We start from the raw sequence: 20,823 nt of genomic DNA on the forward strand, positions 1-20,823 counted from the left end.
GTGTAGGCGCCCCGGGGATCTCCCGAAACTGCAGGAAACTCCTGTCGCCTCCGATCTGAACGGCTGTTAAGCTGCCATTCATGAACCTGCTGCTCGCCGAAGACGACCCCCTGCTCGCTGACGCCCTGTGCGCCCAGATGCGCCGCAGCGGCTTCGCCGTGGAGCACGCCCCGAATGGCGCGGTGGCCGAGTACCTGCTGGTCAAGCAGCCCTTTGACGTCGCGGTACTGGACCTGGGCCTGCCCATGGTGGACGGGCTCACCGTGCTCAAGCATGTGCGCGTGGCCAAGCCCGCCCTGCCCGTGCTGATCCTCACCGCCCTGGACAGCCTGGAGGACCGCGTGGCCGGCCTCAACGCCGGTGCGGACGACTACCTCACCAAACCCTTTGACTTCCCCGAGCTGGAAGCTCGCCTGCGCGCCCTGCTGCGCCGCAGCCGCGCGGGGGCCCAGCCCCTGCGCGCCGAGGTGGCCGGCCTGAGCCTGGACCAGGAAGCCCGCCGTGCCCTGATCCATGGCGAGCCCATCGACCTCAGCCCGCGCGAATGGATGCTGCTGGACCTGCTGATGGCGAACCGCGACCGCGTCGTCACCAAGGAGCAGATCAACCAGACCTGGGCCTCGGCCGATGGCGGCGGCAACGACCCCCAAGGCAGCGCCACCAACGCGGTGGAGGTCTACATCCACCGCCTGCGCCGCAAGCTGGAGGGCGCGGGCGTGGCCATCCGCACGGTGCGCGGCCTGGGCTATCTGCTGGAGGCCGAAGCCTCCTCCGGCGCCTAGGCCCACGCAGGCCCGAGCATGCTGCACCGCGTCCTGCGCTGGTTCGGCGCCGGCACCTCCCTGCGGCGTCAGCTGCTGCTGTGGCTGCTGCTGCCCCAGCTGGTGCTGTGGCTGGGCGGCGCCCTCTTCACCTTCAAGCTGGCCGAGCGCTATGCCAATCAGGCGGTGGACGCCAGCCTGTCCCAGGCCAGCCGCGCCCTGGCCCGCCAGGTCAAGCCCATGGGCACCGGCCTGCTGATCGACTTCCCCCGGGCCGCCCAGGACGTGCTGGAGGCCGATCCGGCCGACAAGCTGCTCTACACCGTCAGCTCGCCCCCCGGCGAGTTCATCCTGGGCAACCGCCAGCTGCCCCTGCCGCAGTCGGTGCCCGAGCATCCGCGCCTGGGCGAGCCCTACTATTACGACAGCGAGGTCGCCAACCCGCAGTCCGGCAGCACGGACCGCCTGCGCGTGGCCGCGCTGTACCTGCACTACGGTGACGCCGATGGCGAGGACAAGGGGCGCACCATGCTGGTCCAGGTCGCACGCTCCAGCGCCAACCGGGAGGAGCTGGCCCGACGCCTGCTGACCGACATGGTCCTGCCCCTGTCCCTGCTGATGGTGCTGATGACCATGATCGTGGCCGCGGGGATCCGGGCCGGTCTGGCACCGATCGCGCGGTTGCGCAGCCTGGTCGAGGGTCGCAAGCCCAATGACCTGCGCCCCATCGAGTTGCACGTGGCACCGCAGGAGCTGCGCACCCTGGCCCACGCGATCAACGAGCTGCTGGAGGCCGTGCAGAGCAATGTGCAGGCCCAGCGCCGCTTCATCAGCGATGCCGCCCATCAACTGCGCACGCCCCTGGCCGGCCTCAAGAGCCAGACAGAGCTGGCCCTGAAGGAGGCCGCCGAGCTGCCTGGCGAGCCCGCGCTGCAGGAGCGCCTGCAGCGCGTGCATGAGAGCGCCAGCCGCAGCGCCCACCTGGTCAACCAGCTGCTGACCCTGGCGCGCACGGAGCCGGAGTCGCAGGGCGCGCAGTCCCGCGTGAAGCTGGACCTGACCCGCCTCGCCCGCGAGGTCACCGCCGAGCTGGTGCCCCGCGCGCTGCAGGCGGGCGTGGACCTGGGCTTCGAGGGCGCGGACGACAGTGACGGCGCCACGCCCCTGTGGGTGCACGGCGTGCCCCTGCTGCTGAAGGAGGCGCTGGTCAATGTGATCGACAACGCCCTGCGCTACGCCGGCCGCGGCGCCACGGTCACCGTGCAGGCCAGTGGCGATGCGGACCGCGCCTGGCTCAGCATCCGTGACAACGGCCCCGGCGTCACGCCTGGCTCCGAGGGCCGCCTGTTCGAGCGCTTCTACCGCGCCACCCTCTCCGGCAATGGCTGTGGACTGGGCTTGGCCATCGTCAAGGAAATCGTGGAACGCCATGGGGGCCGCGTCAGCGCCACCCCGGTGCAGCCGCAGGGGCTGCAGCTGGATCTCATCCTGCCGCTGGCGCCCTGAGTGCCCGCCTGCCGCCCTCTCCCGGGGCGGCGCCCCGTCCACCTATGCCGTGCCTGATGCCCGGGCTGCGCCGCCGCTGGCGCACTTCTCTGGGGCATGGCGCACGCTAATGGTAATCACCGATAAACGTACATGAATGAATCATTAACATTAACGTCGCATGCACAAAACATAAATGCTTCATGAATGCCGGCGGCCGGACGCTGGCGCTCAGGAGCCCCACGACGGAGACAATGCAAATGAAGTTCCCCCCGCAAGCGCTGACGCGCCTGACTCTCGTGCTGAGCCTCGGCCTCGCCGCCGCCAGCGCCCAGGCGCTGGACTGGACCGGCTACTTCCGTGCCGGCCCCGGCCTCACCTCCAACAACGCCTCCCGCGCCTGCTACGCCCTCAACGGCGGCAGCGCCGGCATCAAGTACCGCCTGGGCAACGAGTGCGACTTCTACGGCGAATTCCAGCTGAGCCAGGGCTTCCAGAAGGACGGCGTGGACTACCGCGTCACCCTGATGACCAACCACTGGACCGGCGCCACCGACACCAATGGCAAGGGCCTGGCCATCGAGCAGATGTTCGCCGAGGCCAAGGGCTTCGATGTGGCGCCCAACGCCACCTTCTGGATCGGCAAGGAACGCGGCCGCCGCGGTGACGTGCACATCGTCGACACCTACTTCACCGAGATGGCCGGCGTAGGCGCGGGCGTCAAGGGTCTGGACGGCGGGCCCGGCAAGCTGGGCGTGGCCTTCTACAAGACCGAGGCCAGTGCTGTGAAGCCGGGCCATCGCGCCAATGTCGAATGGGTGGACATCGCCGCCAATGACGAGGGCAAGCTGAACGTGTTCTTCACGGCCACCAAGGGCAGCTTCGACGGCGGCACCTCGGGCCTGGGCGTCGCCCTGCGCCATGACCAGGCCAGGCTTTTCGGCACCGGCCTGTCCAACACCCTGTGGCTGCAGTACGCCCAGGGCTCGGCCGGCCTGAACTCCAACTTCGGTGATCTCGGCGCGGGTTCGTCTGCCAGGAGCTACCGCCTGGTGGAGTCCATCGGCTGGCAGGAAGGCGTGTTTGGCGGCCAGGCCATGCTGCTGCTGGCCAAGGAGACGGACGCGGCGGGCAAGAGCACCAAGTCGCTGTCCATCGGCGGTCGCGCGTCCTATGGCATGAGCCGCAACTTCAAGCTGGTCAGCGAGCTGGGCGTCTCGCAGTACAAGCCCGATGGCGGGGCCACCGCGCGGCTGACCAAGTTCACCATCGCGCCCACGCTGTCCATCGCCAACGACTTCTGGAGCCGTCCCGAGTTCCGCGTCTACCTGACGCATGCCCGCTGGAACAGCGCCGCCGGCAACGTCACCGGCCAGGCCGCCTTCGCGGACAAGACCTCCGGCACCAGCGCCGGCGCCCAGGTGGAATGGTGGTTCTGACCGTCCCTGAACGGCAGATGAACGCACAATCACGCTCAACGCACAAAAGAATCTGGAGACAAGCATGCAAAGCATGAACAAGGGCGCCGTGCGCCCCCTGGTCCTGGCCCTGATCACGGCCTGCGCGGCCACCGCGGCCCAGGCCGGCGAGGTCGAAGTCCTGCACTGGTGGACCAGCGGCGGCGAGGCCAAGGCGGCCGTCGCGCTCAAGGGCACGCTGCAGGCCAAGGGTCACAGCTGGAAGGACTTCGCCGTGGCCGGCGGCGGCGGTGATTCCGCCATGACGGTGCTGAAGTCCCGCGTGGTCTCGGGCAATGCCCCGGCCGCCGCGCAGATCAAGGGCCCCTCGCTGCAGGAATGGGCGCAGGAAGGCGTGCTGGCCAATATGGATGACCTCGCCAAGACCGAGAAGTGGGACGAGAGCCTGCCCAAGGTCGTCAGCGACATCATGAAGTACCAGGGCCACTACATCGCCGCGCCCGTGAACGTGCACCGCGTGAACTGGCTGTGGGTGAACCCGGAAGCCCTGAAGAAGGCCGGCGCCAAGGCCCCGACCACCTGGGACGAGTTCTTCGTGGCGGCCGATGCGCTGAAGAAGGCCGGCATCGTGCCCCTGGCCCATGGCGGCCAGAACTGGCAGGACTTCACCAGCTTCGAGGCCGTGGCCCTGGGCCTGGGCGGCGTGGACTTCTACCGCAAGGCCCTGGTCCAGCTGGATCCGGCCACGCTGAAGAGCCCCACCATGGACAAGGTGCTGAGCACCTTCCGCCGCCTCAAGGACTACACCGACCGCAACGCCCCCGGCCGCGACTGGAACCTGGCCACCGCCATGGTGATCAAGGGCGAGGCCGGCATGCAGATCATGGGCGACTGGGCCAAGGGTGAGTTCGTGGCGGCGGGCAAGACCGCCGGCAAGGACTTCCTGTGCCTGCCCGCACCCGGCACGGCCAAGGCCTTCACCTTCAACATCGACTCCTTCGCCTTCTTCAAGCTGAAGAGCGAGGCCAACCAGAAGGCCCAGCGCGACCTGGCCTCGGCCATCATGTCGCCGGACTTCCAGGAGCTGTTCAACCTGAACAAGGGCTCCATCCCGGTGCGGATGGGCATGAAGATGGACAAGTTCGACGACTGCGCCCGCGCCTCGTCCAAGGACTTCGCCGACAGCGCCAAGGCCTCGACCCTGGTGCCCTCCATCGCCCACGGCATGGCCGTGCCCTCGGCCGCCGAAGGCGCGATCAAGGACGTGGTCAGCCAGTTCTGGAACAGCGACAAGATGAGCACGGCCCAGGCCATGGACCGCCTCGTCGCCGCCGCCAAGCAGCGCTGAGCGCCTTGGCCCGTGCGTTCGTCATGACGAGCGCACCGGCCCCCTCTTCCTCAAGGATCTCTTGTAGCTCGGGTGCCCTCTGCGGACCCTTGCCTGCACGCCTGCGCTCGTCTGCAGGCGGCCTCCGGCCCAGGCCGGGCGCGGCGTGCAGGTCTTTTTGAGCTGCTTCCCGACGCCTTTCAAAGGCCTGCCATGAATGCCCCTCCCCGCAGCCCCTGGCTGCCCAAGCTGGTCCTGGCGCCCTCCTTCCTGCTGGCGCTGTTCTTCATCTACGGCCTGATGGCCTGGAACGGTGTGCTCTCGCTCACCGCCTCCCGCCTGCTGCCCAATTACGAGTTCGTGGGGCTGGCGCAGTACGCGCAGCTCTTCGAGTCCGAGCGCTGGACCCTGGCCCTGCGCAACCTGGCGGTCTTCGGCACGCTGTTCGTCGGCGGGGCCACGGTAATGGGCCTGCTGCTGGCCATCCTGCTGGACCAGCGCATCCGCGCCGAAGGCGTGCTGCGCACGGTCTACCTCTACCCCATGGCCCTGTCCTTCATCGTGACGGGCACGGCCTGGAAATGGATCCTCAACCCCGGCCTGGGCCTCGAGCACCTGCTGCAGCAATGGGGCTTCGAGAACGCGCGCTTCGACTGGCTGGTGGATGCCGACATGGCGATCTACTGCGTCGTCATCGCCGCCATCTGGCAGAGCTCGGGCTTCGTGATGGCGCTGTTCCTCGCGGGGCTGCGCGGCATCGACGACAGCATCATCAAGGCCGCGCAAGTCGACGGGGCCAGCCTGCCGCGCATCTACTGGCGCATCCTCATTCCCAGCCTGCGCCCGGTCTTCTTCTCGACGCTGATGGTGGTGAGCCACCTGGCCATCAAGAGCTTCGACCTGGTGATGGCGCTGACCGCCGGCGGCCCCGGCTACGCGACGGACCTGCCCGCCACCTTCATGTACACCATGGCCTTCAGCCGCGGCCAGATCGGCCTCGGGGCCGCCAGCGCCACGGTGATGCTGGCCACCATCGCGGCCATCGTGGTGCCCTATCTCTACTCTGAACTGCGTCAACGCGGGAGGCACGCATGAGCGCTTCCATGACCGCTGCGCCACGCCTGAGCATCGGGCGCCTGGCCCTCTTCGCGGCCCTCGGCCTGCTGGCCCTGTTCTACCTGACCCCGCTGTACGTGATGGTGAGCACCTCGCTCAAGAGCATGGAGGAGCTGCGCCAGGGCAGCCTGCTGTCCATTCCGTCGGCACCGGAGCTTGGCGCCTGGGCCAAGGCCTGGTCCAGCGCCTGCACCGGCACCGATTGCAACGGGCTCAAGCCCTTCTTCATGAACTCGGTCGCCATGGTGGTGCCGGCGGTGATCATCTCCACGGCCCTGGGCGCCATCAACGGCTATGTGCTGACCAAGTGGCGCTTCCGTGGCAGCGAGCTGGTCTTTGCGCTGATGCTCTTCGGCGTCTTCATGCCCATGCAGGTGGTGCTGCTGCCCATGAGCCAGGTGCTGGGGCAGCTGGGCCTGGCCAACTCGCTGGCGGGCCTGGTGCTGGTGCATGTGCTGGCAGGCCTGCCCTCCACCACGCTGTTCTTCCGCAACTACTACGCGGGCCTGCCGGACGAGCTGGTGAAGGCCGCCATGCTCGATGGCGCGGGCTTCTGGCAGATCTTCTGGCGCATCGTGCTGCCGCTGTCGGGGCCCATCCTGGTGGTGACGCTGATCTGGCAGTTCACCGCCATCTGGAACGACTTCCTCTACGGTGTGGTGTTCTCCGGCGCCGACGCCAAGCCCATCACCGTGGGCCTCAACAACCTGGCCAACACCTCCAGTTCGGTCAAGGAATACAACGTGGACATGGCCGCTGCGCTCATCGCCGCCGCGCCCACCCTGCTGGTCTATGTGCTGGCGGGCAAGTACTTTGTGCGCGGCCTCACCGCTGGCGCCGTGAAAGGATGACACCATGGGTGCACTGAACCTTCAACAGATCCGCAAGGGCTATGGCAGCGTCGAGATCCTCAAGGGCATCGACCTGGAGATCGAGGCCGGCGAGTTCCTGATCCTCGTGGGTCCCTCGGGCTGTGGCAAGTCCACGCTGCTGGCCATGATCGCGGGGCTGGAGCAGCCCACCACGGGCCGCATTCACATCGGCGAGCGCGACGTCACCGACCTGCCCTCCAAGGACCGAGATATCGCCATGGTGTTCCAGAGCTACGCGCTCTACCCCAACATGAACGTGGCCCAGAACATCGCCTTCGCGCTGGAGATGCGCGGCATGAAGCGCGCCGAGCGGGATGCCGCCGTGGCCCGCGTCGCGAAGATGCTGCAGATCGAGCACCTGCTGCAGCGCAAGCCCGGGCAGCTCTCCGGCGGCCAGCGCCAGCGCGTGGCCATGGGGCGGGCGCTGGCGCGCGACCCCAAGCTCTTCCTCTTCGACGAGCCGCTGTCCAACCTCGATGCCAAGCTGCGCGTGGAGATGCGCGCCGAGATCAAGCTGCTGCACCAGCGCACCCGCACCACCACGGTCTATGTGACCCACGACCAGGTCGAGGCCATGACCCTGGGCGACCGCATCGCGGTGATGAAGGACGGGCAGGTGCAGCAGTTCGGCACGCCGGAGGACATCTACAGCCGCCCGGCCAACCGCTTCGTGGCCGAGTTCATCGGCTCGCCGACCATGAACTTCGTCGGCGCGCGCTTCGATGGCGGCAGTGCACAGGCCCAGGGTCAGGTGTTGCCGCTGTCGGAGGCCCAGCGCCTGGCCTTGCAGCCGCTGGCCGGCCAGGACCTGCTGTACGGCCTGCGCCCGGAGGACGTGCGCCTGTCCGGCGAAGGCCTGCCGGGCCGCCTGCACATGATCGAGCCCACGGGCCCCGACACCTACGCCACCGTCGAGACCGCCGTCGGCCGCCTCACCAGCCGCGTGCCAGGAGCGCTGCATGCCCAGGTGGGGGACACGGTCCATCTGCAATGGGCGCCCCAGGCCGTCCATCTGTTCCAGGGCCAGGATGAAAGGCGCATCGCATGACGCAGGACTCCCTTCTGGCCCGGCCCCGGCTCGTGGGCGACATCGGCGGCACCAATGCCCGCTTCGCCTGGCAGGCCCATGCACAGGCGCCGCTGGAGTGCGTCGAGACCCTGCCCTGCCAGGACTATCCGCAGCTGCAGCAGGCCGTCGAGGTCTACCTCAAGCGCATCGGCCGCGAGCGTCCGGCGCAGGCGGCCCTGGGCCTGGCCAATCCGGTCACCGGGGACTGGATCCAGATGACCAACAACCACTGGGCCTTCTCCATCGAGGCCCTGCGGCAGGGCCTGGGCCTGCACAAGCTGGCCATCTACAACGACTTCTCCGCCCTGGCGCTGGCCCTGCCCACCTTGCGTGAGGACGAGCTGCTGCACCTGGGCGGAGGCCCGGCCCTGCCGGACGCGGCGCGGGCGTTGATCGGGCCGGGCACGGGGCTGGGCGTCTCGGGCCTGCTGCCCCAGCCCGGCGGCGGCTGGCGGGCGCTGGAGAGCGAAGGCGGGCATGCCACCCTGTGTGCCAGCACCGAGCGCGAATGGCGGGTGCTGAGCCAGCTGCAGCGGCGCTTCGGCCATGCCTCGGCCGAGCGGGTGCTGTCGGGGCCCGGCCTGGTCTGGACCTACGAGGCCCTGTGCGCCGTGGACGACTGCCCGGTGCGCTTCACGCAGCCGCCCGAACTGGCCGATGCCGCACTGGCGCAAGCCGATGCGCGGGCGAGCGAGGCGCTGGCGCTGTTCTTCGGTTTCCTCGGTGCCATGGCCGGCAACCTGGCACTGACCCTGGGCGCGCGCGGCGGGGTCTACCTGGGCGGTGGCGTGCTGCCGCGCATGGCGGGAGCCCTGCAGAAGTCCGCCTTCATGGAGCGCTTCCTCGCCAAGGGACGCATGCGGCCTCTGCTGGAGACCATGCCGGTCTACCTCATCACGGCCCAGGAGTCGCCCGCGCTGCGCGGCATGGCCCTGGCCCTGGCCTAGGTCGACCAGCCCCTCACTGGGGCGGCGCGTCGTTGGGCAGCCAGCGCTTGTAGATGGTGCGGAAGCTGCCGTCTCGCTTCATGTCACGCAGCTTCTCGTTCCAGAGCTGGACCAGGCTGTCGGGTGTCTCGTGAGAGAAGGCGATATAGCCCTCGGAGCTGGCGTAGCTGTAGACGATCTCCAGGCTTTCCTCGGGGATGCCGGCTTGCGCCATGGTCTGGGGCATGGAGAGCCGCTCGGTCGCGAACAGCGTGGCCCGTCCGGCCAGCACCATGCGGATGCCCGTGACAGGATCGGCCACCGGTACCAGGTTCTTGAAGCCGACGCTGGCCAGCTGCTCGGCGGTGTACCAGTCGCGCACCACCAGCACCGATTCAGCGCGCTTGGCGTCGTCCAGCGAGCGCAGGCGCAGGCCGCCCCGGGCCGGCGCATACAAGGAGCTGTAGAAGGTGACGATGGGGCCTACCCACTTGAACAGCTTCTCGCGGGCCGGCGTGCGCGCCATCGCGAACAGGGCCACGCGGCCGGGCCCCTGCACCTCGCGCAGGGCGCGGGACCAGGGCATCAGCGTGATCTCGTCCTTGAGGCCCAGGCGGCGTTCAATCTCCTGGACGATCTCCACGGACAGGCCCTTCACGACGCCATCCTGCTGGAAATTGACGGGCGGGAAGTCCTCGGTGAGCAGACGCAGCGACTCGTGCCCCGGTCCGGCGGGCGCCTGTGCCCATGCCCGCGGCATGCAGCCAAGGCTGCAAAGGGTCAGGGCAAGGACGAGAGCGCGCATGGTGGACGAAGGCAGGGCTGGGCAAGCCGTGGACGGGCGGCGCGGATGATAGGCAAGTCTGCGCCTGCTTGCACGAAGCTGACGACGACGCGATGACAAATATCCGGCCAGCGCGGCAACAGTGCACGCTTCGCACACGGCCGGGGCTGACCGGCACCGGCCCATGAAAAAGGCCGCGGGCAGAGCCGGCGGCCTGAAGGGTGACAGGCGGGGCGCATGGCCCCGCCGATCCCGCGCTACCTGGATTCACTTGGCAGGCACCACGCCTGCATTGCCGGTCAGCACCGGGCTGTGCGAGGCCGCTGCGTCCGCCTGCGCGGCGGGCTTGCGCTGCTTGTCCCGCACCAGGTACGAGTACAGCACCGGCACCACCACCAGGGTCAGCAGCGTGGAGGTGATCACCCCGCCGATGATGGCCCGGCCCATGGGCGCCTGCAGCTCACTGCCCTCGTTGAGCGCCATGGCCATGGGCAGCATGCCGAAGATCATCGCCGCCGTGGTCATGATGATGGGGCGCATGCGGATCAGGCCGGCCTCCAGCAGCGCCTCGCTGACCGTGGCACCGGCCTTGCGGGCATGGTTGGCGAAGTCCACCAGCAGGATGGCGTTCTTGGTCACCAGGCCCATCAGCATCACCAGGCCGATCATCGAGAAGACGTTGAGCGTCGAGCCCCAGAACAGCAGGGCCAGCATCACCCCGATCAGGGCCAGGGGCAGCGAGGCCATGATGGCGATGGGCTGGATGAAGCTGCCGAACTGGCTGGCCAGCACGATGTAGATGAAGATCACCGCCAGGCCCATGGCCGCGAGCAGGCCCTTGAAGGCTTCGGCCTGCTGCTTGCCGGCGCCGTCCACCTTGAAGCTCACGCCCGGGGGCAGCTGCATGTTCTTGACGATCTTCTGCACGTCGGCATTGACCTCGCCCGCGCTGCGGTCCTTGACCGCAGCGTAGACGGCCTCGCGGCGCTGCAGCGATTCACGGCGGATCACCTCGGGGTTGAACACCGGCTCGATCGTGGCGACCTGGTCCAGGCTGATCGGGCTGCCGTCCTTGGCGAAGGCCACGGGCAGTTTCTGCATCTGGTCGATGCGCTCACGCTGCGACTGCGGCAGGCGCAGCAGCACCTCGACCTGATTGCCGTCCGGCGTGGTCCAGTAGGTTGCAACCTCGCCATTGACATAGGCACGCAGGGACGAGGCCAGCTGCGGAGCGGTCAGGCCCAGCTCGCGCACGGCCGAGTCCTTCAGCCGGACCGCGAAGGCCGGCAGGCCGGGCTTGACCGTGGTGTCGACGTCGACGGCGCCGGGCACCTTGCGGATGGCGGCGGCCAGCTCGTTGGCGGCCTTGGTCAGCTGCTCGGAATCATTGCCCAGCAGGTTGATCCACACCGGACGGTCAAAGCCCACCGACAGCTCGATACCGGGGATGCGGGCGAGGTCCTCGCGCATCGCGTTCTCGATCTCCTTCTGCGTGCGCTTGCGCTCCTTGCGGCTGGTCAGGGCGATGTTGAGCACCGCCTGGTTGCGGCCCGTGGCCATGCCGTCGCCCGAGGCGCCCACCACGGTGGACACGGTCTTGATCTCGGGATAGCTCTTGAGGATCTCCTCGACCTGGGCCACCTTGGCGTCGCCGCGGTCCAGGCTGGTCGCCACGGGCATGCGCAGGCTCAGCTGGGTGAAGCCCTGGTCGGTCTGGGGCACGAACTCGCTGCCCACGAAGCCGGCCAGCACGATGGCGACGACGAAGCTCATGAAGCCGCCCCACATCACGAGGCCACGCGGCGTCAGCGTGGCGAAGCGCAGGCGGCGCTTCTGGCTGCGGTCGCGCTGGCCCTGGGCGTCGAAGGGGCGGCCATAGGCCGGCACGGGCGGCACGAAGACGCGGTAGCGGCGGCCGCTGAAGACCCAGCGGATCACGCGCTCATACGTGGTGTGCAGCACGTCCATCATGCGGTCGGTGCCGTTGATCAGGTGGCGCAGGCCCCAGAAGCGGCGCAGCCAGGTGCTGGGCGGGTCCTTCCAGATGCTGGACATCATCGGGTCCAGTGTGAAGCTGACGAACAGCGACACCAGCACGGCCACCGCCACGGTGATGCCGAAGGGATGGAAGAACTTGCCGATGATGCCGCCCATGAAGGCCACAGGCACGAACACCGCGCAGATGGCAAAGGTGGTGGCCATCACGGCCACGCCGATCTCGTTGGTGCCGTCGAAGGCCGCCTGGTGGTGGTCCTTGCCCATGCCCACGTGACGCACGATGTTCTCGCGCACCACGATGGCATCGTCGATCAGCAGGCCGATGCACAGGGACAGCGCCATCATCGTCATGAAGTTCAGCGTGAAGCCGAAGGCGTGCACGGCCAGGAAGCTGGAGATCACAGCGATCGGCAGGGTCAGCCCGGTGATGATGGTGGAGCGCCAGCTGTGCAGGAACAGGAAGACGATGGCCACGGTCAGCAGCGCGCCCTCGATGAGGGTGTGGCGCAGTCCGTCCAGCGAGCCCTTGACCCAGTCGCTGTTGGCATTGATCAGGCGCAGCTCCACGTCCTTGGGCAGGGTCTTGCGCAACTCCTCCATGGCCTCCTTGACGGCCTCGCCGGTGGCAACCACGTTGGCATCCTGCTGCTTGAAGACGCTGAAGGTGACGGCGGGCTTGCCGTTGATGCGCGCAATGGTGGTGGCCTCGCGCTCACGCTCGACCAGGGTGCCCAGGTCGCCCAGTGTCAGCACCAGGTTGCCGCGGCGGGCCACGACGGTCTTGGCGAACTCCTTGGGGTCCTTGACACGGCCTTCCACACGCAGGATGGCATCGCTGAGCTTGTCGGACAGCAGGCCCACGGGCTGGTCGGCATTGGCCTCGCGCAGCGCGGTGGCCACCTCGGCCGGGGTCACACCGTAGGCACGCAGGCGCTGCGGGTCCAGGTCCACGCGCACCTCGCGGGAGACCATGCCGCCGATGTCCACCAGGGCCACGCCCTCCACGCGCGTCAGGCGCTTGGAGACGGTCAGCTCGGCCATCATCGAGAGCTCGCGCGCTGAGCGGGTCTCGCTCATCAGTGACATCACGACCACGGGCTGCTGGTTGTCGCCCTGGAAGCGGGTGATGGTGGGCGCCTTCACGTCACGGGGGAAGCTGGCCTGCACCATGCCCACGCGGTCGCGGATCTCCTGCATGCCGCGGTTCATGTCGGCGTTCAGATTGAACATGACCCAGACCTGGCTGCGGCCCTCATAGGCCCGCGAGCGGATGGTGTCGACGCCGGAGATGGTGTTGAGGGACTCCTCCAGCGGGCGCAGGATCTCGCGCTCGATGGCCTCGGGCGAGGCGCCGGGGTAGGCGACGTCGATCTGCGCACCGGGGAAGGTGATGTCGGGCATGGGCTCGACGCCCAGCTTGGAATAGGCGAACAGGCCCATCACGCACAGGGCCACCATCACCATGGTCGCGAAGACCGGGTTCTGGATGGAGACGCGGGTCATCCACATGATGCGGTCTCCTTACTGCAGCGCGGGGGCGCTGGCGGCGGCGCTGGCCACGCGCGGGGCGCGGGCGTCCACGACCTTGGCCGCGGCGCCGTCGCGCAGATTGTCGAAGCGGGCGGCGAGCACCTGGTCCTCGGCCTTGAGGCCCTGCAGGATCTCGATGCGGCCTTCGCGGGCGTCACGGCGGCCGGTGGTCACCACGCGGCGGACCAGGGTGCCCTTCTCCAGCACCCACACATGATCCTGGCCGGAGGCGTTGATCACTGCGGTGGCGGGCAGGGTCAGGCGTTGCGAGTTGTCCGGCAGTTCGACGTGGGCGACGGCGTACTGGCCGGCGCGGAAGCGCTCCTCGGCATTGGCGATCTCCAGGGTCACGCCGATGCTGCGGGTGCCGGGCTCGGCGGCCGGGGAGATGCGCGAGATGCGGGCCTGCACCGGCTGCTCGTCGCCTTCCACCTTCACAGCCACGGCCATGCCGGGCTTCAGGCGGGCCACCTCATGCGTGCCGACCAGACCGGCCAGCTCCAGCTTGCCCAGGTCCACGATGCTGAGCACCTGCTGCTCGGCGCTGAGCTTCTCGCCCGGCACGGCATGGCGCTTGGCCACGACGCCGCTGATGGGCGCCACGAGCGAGGCCAGGCGCAGGCTGCTCTGCGCGGTCTCCAGCTGGGCCTTGGCGGCCAGCCACTGGCCACGGGCGGCCTCCATGCTGGCGCGGAAGTTGTCCAGTGCGGTGCTGGAGATGAAGGCCTTGGCGGCCAGGTCCTCGTTGGCCTTGTAGCTGCGCTCGGCCTGCTGGAACTGGGCCTGTGCGGCCTCCAGGCTGGCGCGGCGCTCGGCCACGCGGTAGCGCAGCTCCTCGAGGTCCAGCTCGCCCAGGCTCTGGCCGCTGCGGACCCGGCTGCCCTCGGCCACGTGCAGGTTCAGCAGCACGCCGCTGGCCTTGCTGCGTACGACCACCGTGTTGGGAGCCACCAGGGGGCCCGAGAACTCGATGCTGCCGGGCATGGTGGCCATCTGGGGCTTGGTCACCTCGCGGGAGGCGAACTCCAGGGTGGCTTCCTTCTTCTTGTCGTCCTTGCCGTCCTTGGCGGCCTGCTTGGCATCCGAGGCCTTGCTGTCGGCCTTGCCGGCATAGACGGCGGCGCCTGCGCCCGCACTCAGGACGACGACGGCCGCCCCTCCCCACACCAGCCAGCGATTGCGCTTCTTCTTGTCCATGTGTCTCTCCATTGCTGCAGGGTTACCGCGAGTGTCTAACTGCGGCGCAGTCTAGGAAGAGCGCACGAGGCTTGCAGCGCGCCTGCGACGAAGCGCGCAAAAGAGGGGTCAGGGCGTCGCCCGTTGGGATTTGCTGCTGCAGTTGGGGACGAACTGCAGGAAGGCAAGGCCGGAGCGCCGCCCGGCCTTTGTTCAGCCGCGCTGGGCCGGAATCGGCGTCAGGGTGTGCCGAACGTCACCGCACTGGGCGCGGTGGCGCAGCGCATGATCCATCAGGACCAGGGCCAGCATGGCCTCGGCGATGGGGGTGGCGCGGATGCCCACGCAGGGGTCGTGGCGGCCATGGGTCACGACCTCGGTCACCTGGCCGGCGCGGTCGATGGACGCCTTGGGCAGGCGGATGGAGCTGGTCGGCTTGATGGCGATGGACACGCGCAGGTCCTGGCCGGTGGAGATGCCGCCCAGCACGCCGCCCGCATGGTTGCTGGCGAAGCCCTCGGGCGTGAGCTCGTCGCCATGCTCGCTGCCGCGCTGGGGCACGACACCGAAGCCGTCGCCGATCTCCACGCCCTTGACGGCGTTGATGCCCATCATGGCGAAGGCGATGTCAGCGTCCAGCTTGTCGAAAAGCGGCTCGCCCAGGCCCACCGGCACGCCCGTGGCCTGGACCTCGATGCGTGCGCCGACCGAGTCACCGGACTTGCGCAGCGCGTCCATATAGGCCTCCAGCTCGGCGATCTGGCTGGCGTTGGCGGCGAAGAAGGGGTTGTTCGGCACATGCGCCCAGCCCTCGAAGGCGATGGGCAGCTCGCCCAGCTGGGTCATGTGGCCGCGGAACTCGGTGCCGTACTGGGCCCTGAGCCATTTGCGGGCCACGGCGCCGGCGCCCACCATGGGGGCGGTCAGCCGGGCCGAGGAACGGCCGCCACCGCGCGGGTCGCGCAGGCCGTACTTGCGCCAGTAGGTGTAGTCGGCATGGCCCGGGCGGAAGGTGTCCAGGATGTTGCCGTAGTCCTTGCTGCGCTGGTCGGTGTTCTGGATCAGCAGGCAGATGGGCGCGCCGGTGGTCTGGCCCTCGTAGACGCCGGAGAGGATCTGCACGGCATCGGGCTCGTTGCGCTGGGTCACGTGGCGCGAGGTGCCAGGGCGGCGGCGGTCCAGCTCGGGCTGGATGTCGGCCTCGCTCAACGCGAGCCCGGGCGGGCAGCCGTCGATCACGCAGCCAATGGCCGGGCCATGGCTTTCGCCGAAATTGGTGACACGGAAGAGTTCGCCGAAAGTGCTGCCAGCCATGAAAAATCCAGGGTCAGTCCCCGGCAGGAGCGCCCGGGCATGCCCTGGATTCTATGGCGCGCCCCCGGGCCTCGCAGCCCGGCGGGCTTGGCGATCAACGGCTCAAAGCTTCGGCTCGTGCGAAGCGCCCTCTTCCTCGACCGGCCAGTCGCGGATGTAGGCCTTGAGCATGCGGTTTTCGAAGTCCTGGCTGTCGACCACGGCCTTGGCGACGTCGTAGAAAGAGATCACGCCCATCAGCTGGCGGCCATTGAGCACGGGCATGTAGCGGGCATGACGGCCCAGCATCATGCGGCGGACTTCGTCGATCTCGGTCTCTGGCGTGCAGGTCAGCGGGTGGTCGTCCATCACGGAACGGACCAGGTTGCTGCCCACGCTGCCGCCATTGCGGACCACGGCGGAGATCACCTCGCGGAAGGTCAGCATGCCCACCAGCTCGCCGAACTCCATCACCACGAGCGAGCCCATGTCTCGCTCGGCCATCGTGGCCAGGGCTTCGGCCAGGGGCTGCTCGGGCGGCACGGTGTACAGGGCGTTGCCTTTCACGCGCAGGATGTCGGCGACTTTCATGTGTTTTCTCCTCGACAGGCGGGCAGATCAGAATTGCGTCCAACATAGCACACAATCCCGGCATCCTGAAACCACGAAAGACAGCATGTCAGGCTACGGCGATCCCGGCTTCGACACCTTGGCGCTGCACGCGGGGGCGGCACCCGACCCCAGCACCGGCGCCCGGGCCGTCCCTCTGCATCTCAGCACTTCCTTCGTCTTTGAAAGCGCCGAGCACGCGGCCTCGCTCTTCAACATGGAGCGCGCGGGGCACGTCTACTCGCGCATCTCGAACCCCACCACGGCCGTCTTCGAGGAACGCATGGCGGCCCTGGAAGGCGGTGCAGGCGCCATCGCCACCGCCAGCGGCCAGGCGGCGCTGTTCCTCGCGATCAGCACGCTGGCGCCGGCGGGCAGCCACATCGTGGCCTCCAGCGCGCTCTACGGCGGCTCGCACAACCTGCTGCACTACACGCTGAAGCGATTCGGCATCAGCACCACCTTCGTGCGCCCCGATGCGCTGGACGCCTGGCGCGCCGCCATCCGCCCCGAGACCCGCCTGCTCTTCGGCGAGACCCTGGGCAACCCCGGCATGGACGTGCTGGACATCTCCGGCGTGGCCGCCATCGCCCATGAAGCCGGCCTGCCCCTGCTGGTGGACGCCACGCTGACGCCCCCTGCCCTGCTCAAGCCCCTGCAGCATGGCGCGGACCTGGTCTTCCACTCGGCCACCAAGTTCCTCTGCGGCCACGGCACGGTGGTGGGCGGCGTGCTGGTGGACAGCGGCAACTTCGACTGGCAGTCGGCCTACGAGCACAGCAAGTCCGCGGGCCTGGCCCGCTTCGCCGAGCTCTGCGAGCCCTACGAGGGCTTCCACGGCATGGTCTTCGCCGAGGAAAGCACCACCGGCGCCTTCCTGCTGCGCGCCCGCCGCGAAGGCCTGCGCGACTTCGGCGCCTGCATGAGCCCGCACACGGCCTGGCTGATGCTGCAGGGGCTGGAGACGCTCTCGCTGCGCATGGAGCGCCATGTGGGCAACGCGCAGAAAGTGGCGGAGTTCCTGGCCGGCCAGGCGCAGGTGGGCCGCGTGGCCTATCCGGGCCTGACCTCGCACCCCGGCCATGCGCTGGCACAGAAGCTCATGCCCAAGGGCGCGGGCGCGGTCTTCAGCTTCGACCTGAACGGCAGCCGCGAGCAGGGCCGCCGCTTCATCGAGAGCCTCAAGATCTTCTCGCACCTCGCCAATGTGGGCGACTGCCGCTCGCTGGTGATCCACCCCGCCAGCACCACCCACTTCCGCATGGACGACGCCGCGCTGGCGCAGGCCGGCATCACGCCCGGCACCATCCGCCTGTCCATCGGTCTGGAGGACGCCGACGACCTGATCGCCGACCTCAAGACCGCCCTGAAGATCGCATCCAAGTGAGCGCCGCCCCATGCAAGTGACTGTTCAAGGCCGCGAGGCCTATGCCTACACCGGCGGGCGTGACTTCGACCCTGCCCTGCCCTGTCTCGTCTTCGTCCATGGCGCGCTGCATGACCACAGCGTGTTCACGCTGCTGGCGCGCTGGTTCGCCCACCATGGCCACAGCGTGCTGGCCGTGGACCTGCCCGGCCATGGCCGCAGCGGCGGTCCAGCCCTGCCCAGCGTGGAGGCGGCCGGCGCCTGGGTGCTGGCACTGCTCAGCGCCGTGGGCGTCGAGCGCGCCGCGTTGGCCGGGCACAGCATGGGCTCGCTGATCGCGCTGGAGGCCGCCGCCCAGGCGCCCGAGCGCGCCCACCGGCTGCTGCTGCTGGGCACGGCCTTCCCGATGAAGGTCTCCGAAGCCCTGCTGAACACCGCCGCCGAGGCGCCCGAGAAGGCCATGGCCATGGTCAACGTCTTCTCGCACAGCACGCAGGCGGCCAAGCCGGGCTACCCCGGCCCGGGCAGCTGGCTGCATGGCGGCAATCTGGCACTGATGAGGCGCACGCAGGCCCGGTCCAGCGAGGCCAACCTCTTCCTGCACGACTTCCAGGTGTGTGACCGCTACGCAGGTGGACTGGAAGCGGCGGCGCGCGTCACCTGCCCCAGCCACGTGCTGGCCGCCGATCGAGATGTGATGACCGCCCCCAAGCAGGCTCAGGCCCTGAGCCAGGCGCTCAAGGCCCAGGTCCACCGCATCCCGGCCGCCGGCCACTCGATGATGGCCGAGGCGCCGGACGCCGTGCTGGCCGCCTTGCGCGCGGCGCTGGCTTGCTGAGACTCAGTCGCCGGCCGCGAGCTGGCGCTGCAGTTCCAGCTTGAACTGCTCCCACTGGTTGCCGTTCAGCTGCTCGGCCCGTGTGAAGCTGAGGCGCCAGTCGGTCCAGTCGGTGCTGGTGGGAATGGGATGTTCGGCATGCAGGAGCTGGCCCTGCAGGCTGCTGACGAGCAGGCCGGCCTTGCCGTCGAAGACCGGGCCGGCGATGCGGTAGTGATGCGTCGGACGGCCCTGCCATTCGCACTGCCCCAGGTACTCGAAGCGGGCCTCGTCCACCAGGGCCGGCTCGCCGTGGCGTCCCGGCCTGTTAGGGTCGACCATGCTGAGACGGAAGCCCTGCGCGGGTTGCTTCAGCATCGGCAGCAAGGGGGCCAGCGAGGCCAGGTCGAAGCCCCAGACATGCAGGGGCAGCGCGCCGCCGTCCAGCTCGAGGGACCCGCCCTTGGCGAAGTGGACCTTGAGGCGCGAGGCCTTGGGGGCGGCGTCCGCGCTCAGCGTCGGCCGGCGTTCGCCCTTGACGAGGTTCCACTGCTGCATGTGCACGGGCATGGCGCGAGCCAGGTCGAGGTCAGCATGGACCTCCACCAGGTCCTCGCCCGGCAGCCACTTGAGCACCTCCACGCGGCTGGGGCTGGCGAAATAGATCGCGAAGTGCCAGGCGTCGCTGCCGTCGCGGTTGGATTTCTCGTAGTGCCAGACGGTGCCGGGTGTCACCGGTACGCCGGCCGCGCGTGAGAAGGCCGAGGCCTGCGCCAGCACGAGGCCGGGCAGCAGCCCGAGGCTCAGAAGCCCCAGTCGGGCCACGCGGGACGCTGCGCCGCGGGAAGAAGCTTGAAAAGACGGCATGGTGCACGAAGCGTTGAAGGTGATGTTGCCACCTTATCGCTCGCCGCCCTGGCGCACGAGCCGCAGGCGACCAACAGCACGATGGGCGGGACAGGCCGTGCCGGCCTCGGTACCGTCCCTGATGCCGGCAGGCCCCGCCTGCGCTTCAATGCAGGCAGCGCCCCTCGCACTGCAGGAGTCCCCATGGCCCACGACGCCCTCGCTTCCATCAGCAGCTTTGCCGAGTTCTACCCCTTCTACCTGGGCGAACATCGCCACCGCACGTGCCGGCGCCTGCACTTCCTGGGCTCCACACTGGCGCTGCTGTGCCTGGGCACGCTCCTGGTGACGGGCCAGCCCCTGTGGCTGCTGGCCGGACTGCTGTGCGGCTACGGCTTTGCCTGGATCGGCCATTTCGGCTTCGAGAAGAACAAGCCCGCCAGCTTCCGCCGCCCGCTGTGGAGCTTCATGGGGGACTGGCGCATGTACTGGGAGATCTGGACCGGGCGCATCCCGTTCTGAGCGCCCGCAGCGCCCGCCCCGTCAGTTCCGGTAGGCCAGCCCGATGGAGGCGCTGCGCTGGCGCGTGGTCTCCACGAGAGGGCTGGCGGCCGCCGCATCCAGCAGCCGGCCTTCACTCCAGCTGGCCACCAGCACCCATCGAGGGGTCAGGGCCTGCATGTAGCTGAGGTTGACATAGGCACCGGTTAGCCCGCTGCCAGGCTCGTAGTGCCGGCCCAGACGCTGGGCGGCCTCGCTGCCCTCGGGCACGCCGAAGTAGCTCTGCAGATGGCGGCGGTCGGAGGCCGACAGGCCCAGCCCCAGCGTCAGCGAGGCATGGCGGCTTCGGTACAGGCTGCGGCCGAAGTCCACGCTCAGCTCGGTGCCGCCGCGCCGGTTCAGCAGGTCGGGTGACAGGGAGGCGCTGAGGGTCCACTTCGGATCCAGCTCCACCTGCAGATTCAGGCGCCCCCGCAGCGTGCGCGGCACGTCCGGCAGGCCGCGGGTGATCTCGGTCTGATCGCTGTCACGGCCGCTGTCAATGCGCAGGCCCAGGCCCAGCTTCCAGTGCTCGCCATGCAGCCAGTCACGCGAGGCGCCGGGGCCGGGGCCGGCGGCGTCAGAGCCGAAGCCCATCATGGCCCCGGTGCCGGCCGTGGTGATGCGCCAGCGGCCCCAGTAGAGCGCCCACAAGGGGGTCAGGCCTTGCTCCTGGCGCCGGGAGCCGGGGTACTCCGGCCCGCTGGAGACCCGCAGGCCCAGCAGATAGCGCATCTCATCGGGCTTGGCGGCAGCTTCCTCGGCATGGACCGGAAGGGCCAGCAGGGCCGCCGAAAGCAGTCCCGTCGCCAGGCCCGGGGCACCCCGGCGAGAACGTTGATCCTTGAAACCGCAGATCCACAGGCTTTGACCCATGGGCCCAGCTTAGC

The 20,823-nt window shown here is 68.9% G+C and carries 18 protein-coding genes; 11 read left to right on the top strand and 7 right to left on the bottom strand.

The genetic code is table 11. From position 1 onward, the window contains the following. The first annotated feature begins 80 nt into the window (after positions 1 to 80). The 8 genes from ABDJ40_RS13980 (at position 81) to glk (ending at position 8,995) form a co-directional block, all read left to right on the top strand. A complete protein-coding gene (locus ABDJ40_RS13980; RefSeq protein ID WP_347610677.1) occupies positions 81 to 782 on the top strand; it encodes a response regulator transcription factor in 702 nt (233 codons plus the stop codon). Positions 783 to 800: 18 nt separating this feature from the next. Next, positions 801 to 2,267, top strand: coding sequence for a sensor histidine kinase (locus ABDJ40_RS13985; RefSeq protein ID WP_347610679.1), 1,467 nt, complete (start codon positions 801 to 803; stop codon positions 2,265 to 2,267). Between the two features lie 239 nt (positions 2,268 to 2,506). Continuing rightward, on the top strand, positions 2,507 to 3,685 hold the full coding sequence (locus ABDJ40_RS13990; RefSeq protein WP_347610681.1) for a maltoporin: 1,179 nt from the start codon (positions 2,507 to 2,509) through the stop codon (positions 3,683 to 3,685). Between the two features lie 64 nt (positions 3,686 to 3,749). Next, positions 3,750 to 5,012 (top strand): ABC transporter substrate-binding protein, encoded by a 1,263-nt coding sequence (locus ABDJ40_RS13995; RefSeq protein WP_430765641.1) that lies wholly within the window; start codon positions 3,750 to 3,752, stop codon positions 5,010 to 5,012. A gap of 192 nt (positions 5,013 to 5,204) precedes the next feature. After that, entirely contained in the window at positions 5,205 to 6,086 is an 882-nt protein-coding gene (locus ABDJ40_RS14000; RefSeq protein ID WP_347610683.1) for a carbohydrate ABC transporter permease, read from the top strand. A gap of 8 nt (positions 6,087 to 6,094) precedes the next feature. Next, positions 6,095 to 6,958: a carbohydrate ABC transporter permease gene (locus ABDJ40_RS14005; protein WP_347611076.1), complete on the top strand. Its 864-nt coding sequence runs from the start codon at positions 6,095 to 6,097 to the stop codon at positions 6,956 to 6,958. A 4-nt stretch (positions 6,959 to 6,962) separates the two neighbouring features. Further along, positions 6,963 to 8,027, top strand: a complete 1,065-nt coding sequence (locus ABDJ40_RS14010; protein WP_347610685.1) for an ABC transporter ATP-binding protein — start codon at positions 6,963 to 6,965, stop codon at positions 8,025 to 8,027. Further along, positions 8,024 to 8,995 (top strand): glucokinase, encoded by a 972-nt coding sequence (gene glk / locus ABDJ40_RS14015; protein WP_347610688.1) that lies wholly within the window; start codon positions 8,024 to 8,026, stop codon positions 8,993 to 8,995. Before ABDJ40_RS14010 ends, glk begins: the two co-directional genes overlap by 4 nt. 13 nt (positions 8,996 to 9,008) lie before the next feature. Here glk and ABDJ40_RS14020 read toward each other — a convergent pair whose 3' ends face one another. The 5 genes from ABDJ40_RS14020 to ABDJ40_RS14040 all read right to left on the bottom strand — a co-directional run bounded on the left by ABDJ40_RS14020 (position 9,009) and on the right by ABDJ40_RS14040 (position 16,346). Next, positions 9,009 to 9,734 carry a substrate-binding periplasmic protein gene (locus ABDJ40_RS14020; RefSeq protein WP_347610690.1) on the bottom strand — a complete coding sequence of 242 codons (726 nt, stop codon included), beginning with the start codon at positions 9,732 to 9,734 and terminating at the stop codon, positions 9,009 to 9,011. Positions 9,735 to 10,025: 291 nt separating this feature from the next. Beyond that, positions 10,026 to 13,265 carry an efflux RND transporter permease subunit gene (locus ABDJ40_RS14025; RefSeq protein ID WP_347610692.1) on the bottom strand — a complete coding sequence of 1,080 codons (3,240 nt, stop codon included), beginning with the start codon at positions 13,263 to 13,265 and terminating at the stop codon, positions 10,026 to 10,028. A gap of 12 nt (positions 13,266 to 13,277) precedes the next feature. Then, the gene (locus ABDJ40_RS14030; protein ID WP_347610694.1) at positions 13,278 to 14,483 is read right to left on the bottom strand and encodes an efflux RND transporter periplasmic adaptor subunit; all 1,206 of its coding nucleotides are present in this window, start codon (positions 14,481 to 14,483) and stop codon (positions 13,278 to 13,280) included. A 192-nt stretch (positions 14,484 to 14,675) separates the two neighbouring features. After that, on the bottom strand, positions 14,676 to 15,776 hold the full coding sequence (aroC, locus tag ABDJ40_RS14035) for a chorismate synthase (RefSeq protein ID WP_347610697.1): 1,101 nt from the start codon (positions 15,774 to 15,776) through the stop codon (positions 14,676 to 14,678). 102 nt (positions 15,777 to 15,878) lie between these two features. Next, positions 15,879 to 16,346, bottom strand: coding sequence for a CBS domain-containing protein (locus ABDJ40_RS14040; protein WP_347610699.1), 468 nt, complete (start codon positions 16,344 to 16,346; stop codon positions 15,879 to 15,881). An 85-nt stretch (positions 16,347 to 16,431) separates the two neighbouring features. Here ABDJ40_RS14040 and ABDJ40_RS14045 point away from each other — a divergent pair, with 85 nt between their 5' ends. Continuing rightward, positions 16,432 to 17,751, top strand: coding sequence for an O-acetylhomoserine aminocarboxypropyltransferase (locus tag ABDJ40_RS14045; protein ID WP_347610701.1), 1,320 nt, complete (start codon positions 16,432 to 16,434; stop codon positions 17,749 to 17,751). A gap of 10 nt (positions 17,752 to 17,761) precedes the next feature. Continuing rightward, positions 17,762 to 18,568, top strand: coding sequence for an alpha/beta fold hydrolase (locus ABDJ40_RS14050; protein WP_347610705.1), 807 nt, complete (start codon positions 17,762 to 17,764; stop codon positions 18,566 to 18,568). Between the two features lie 3 nt (positions 18,569 to 18,571). Here the strand turns inward: ABDJ40_RS14050 and ABDJ40_RS14055 are convergent, their stop codons facing one another. Further along, positions 18,572 to 19,414 (bottom strand): hypothetical protein, encoded by an 843-nt coding sequence (locus ABDJ40_RS14055; protein WP_347610707.1) that lies wholly within the window; start codon positions 19,412 to 19,414, stop codon positions 18,572 to 18,574. 183 nt (positions 19,415 to 19,597) lie between these two features. On the opposite strand from ABDJ40_RS14055, the gene ABDJ40_RS14060 reads away from it, so the two are divergent. Further along, a complete protein-coding gene (locus tag ABDJ40_RS14060; RefSeq protein ID WP_269633004.1) occupies positions 19,598 to 19,915 on the top strand; it encodes an Mpo1-like protein in 318 nt (105 codons plus the stop codon). A gap of 21 nt (positions 19,916 to 19,936) precedes the next feature. On the opposite strand, the gene ABDJ40_RS14065 is transcribed toward ABDJ40_RS14060, so the two are convergent. After that, a complete protein-coding gene (locus tag ABDJ40_RS14065) occupies positions 19,937 to 20,809 on the bottom strand; it encodes a MipA/OmpV family protein (RefSeq protein ID WP_347610710.1) in 873 nt (290 codons plus the stop codon). Positions 20,810 to 20,823: the final 14 nt, after the last annotated feature.

The sequence above is a fragment of the Roseateles flavus genome, from assembly GCF_039872765.1.
In the GTDB taxonomy this organism is placed as follows: Bacteria; Pseudomonadota; Gammaproteobacteria; order Burkholderiales; family Burkholderiaceae_C; genus Roseateles_B; species Roseateles_B flavus.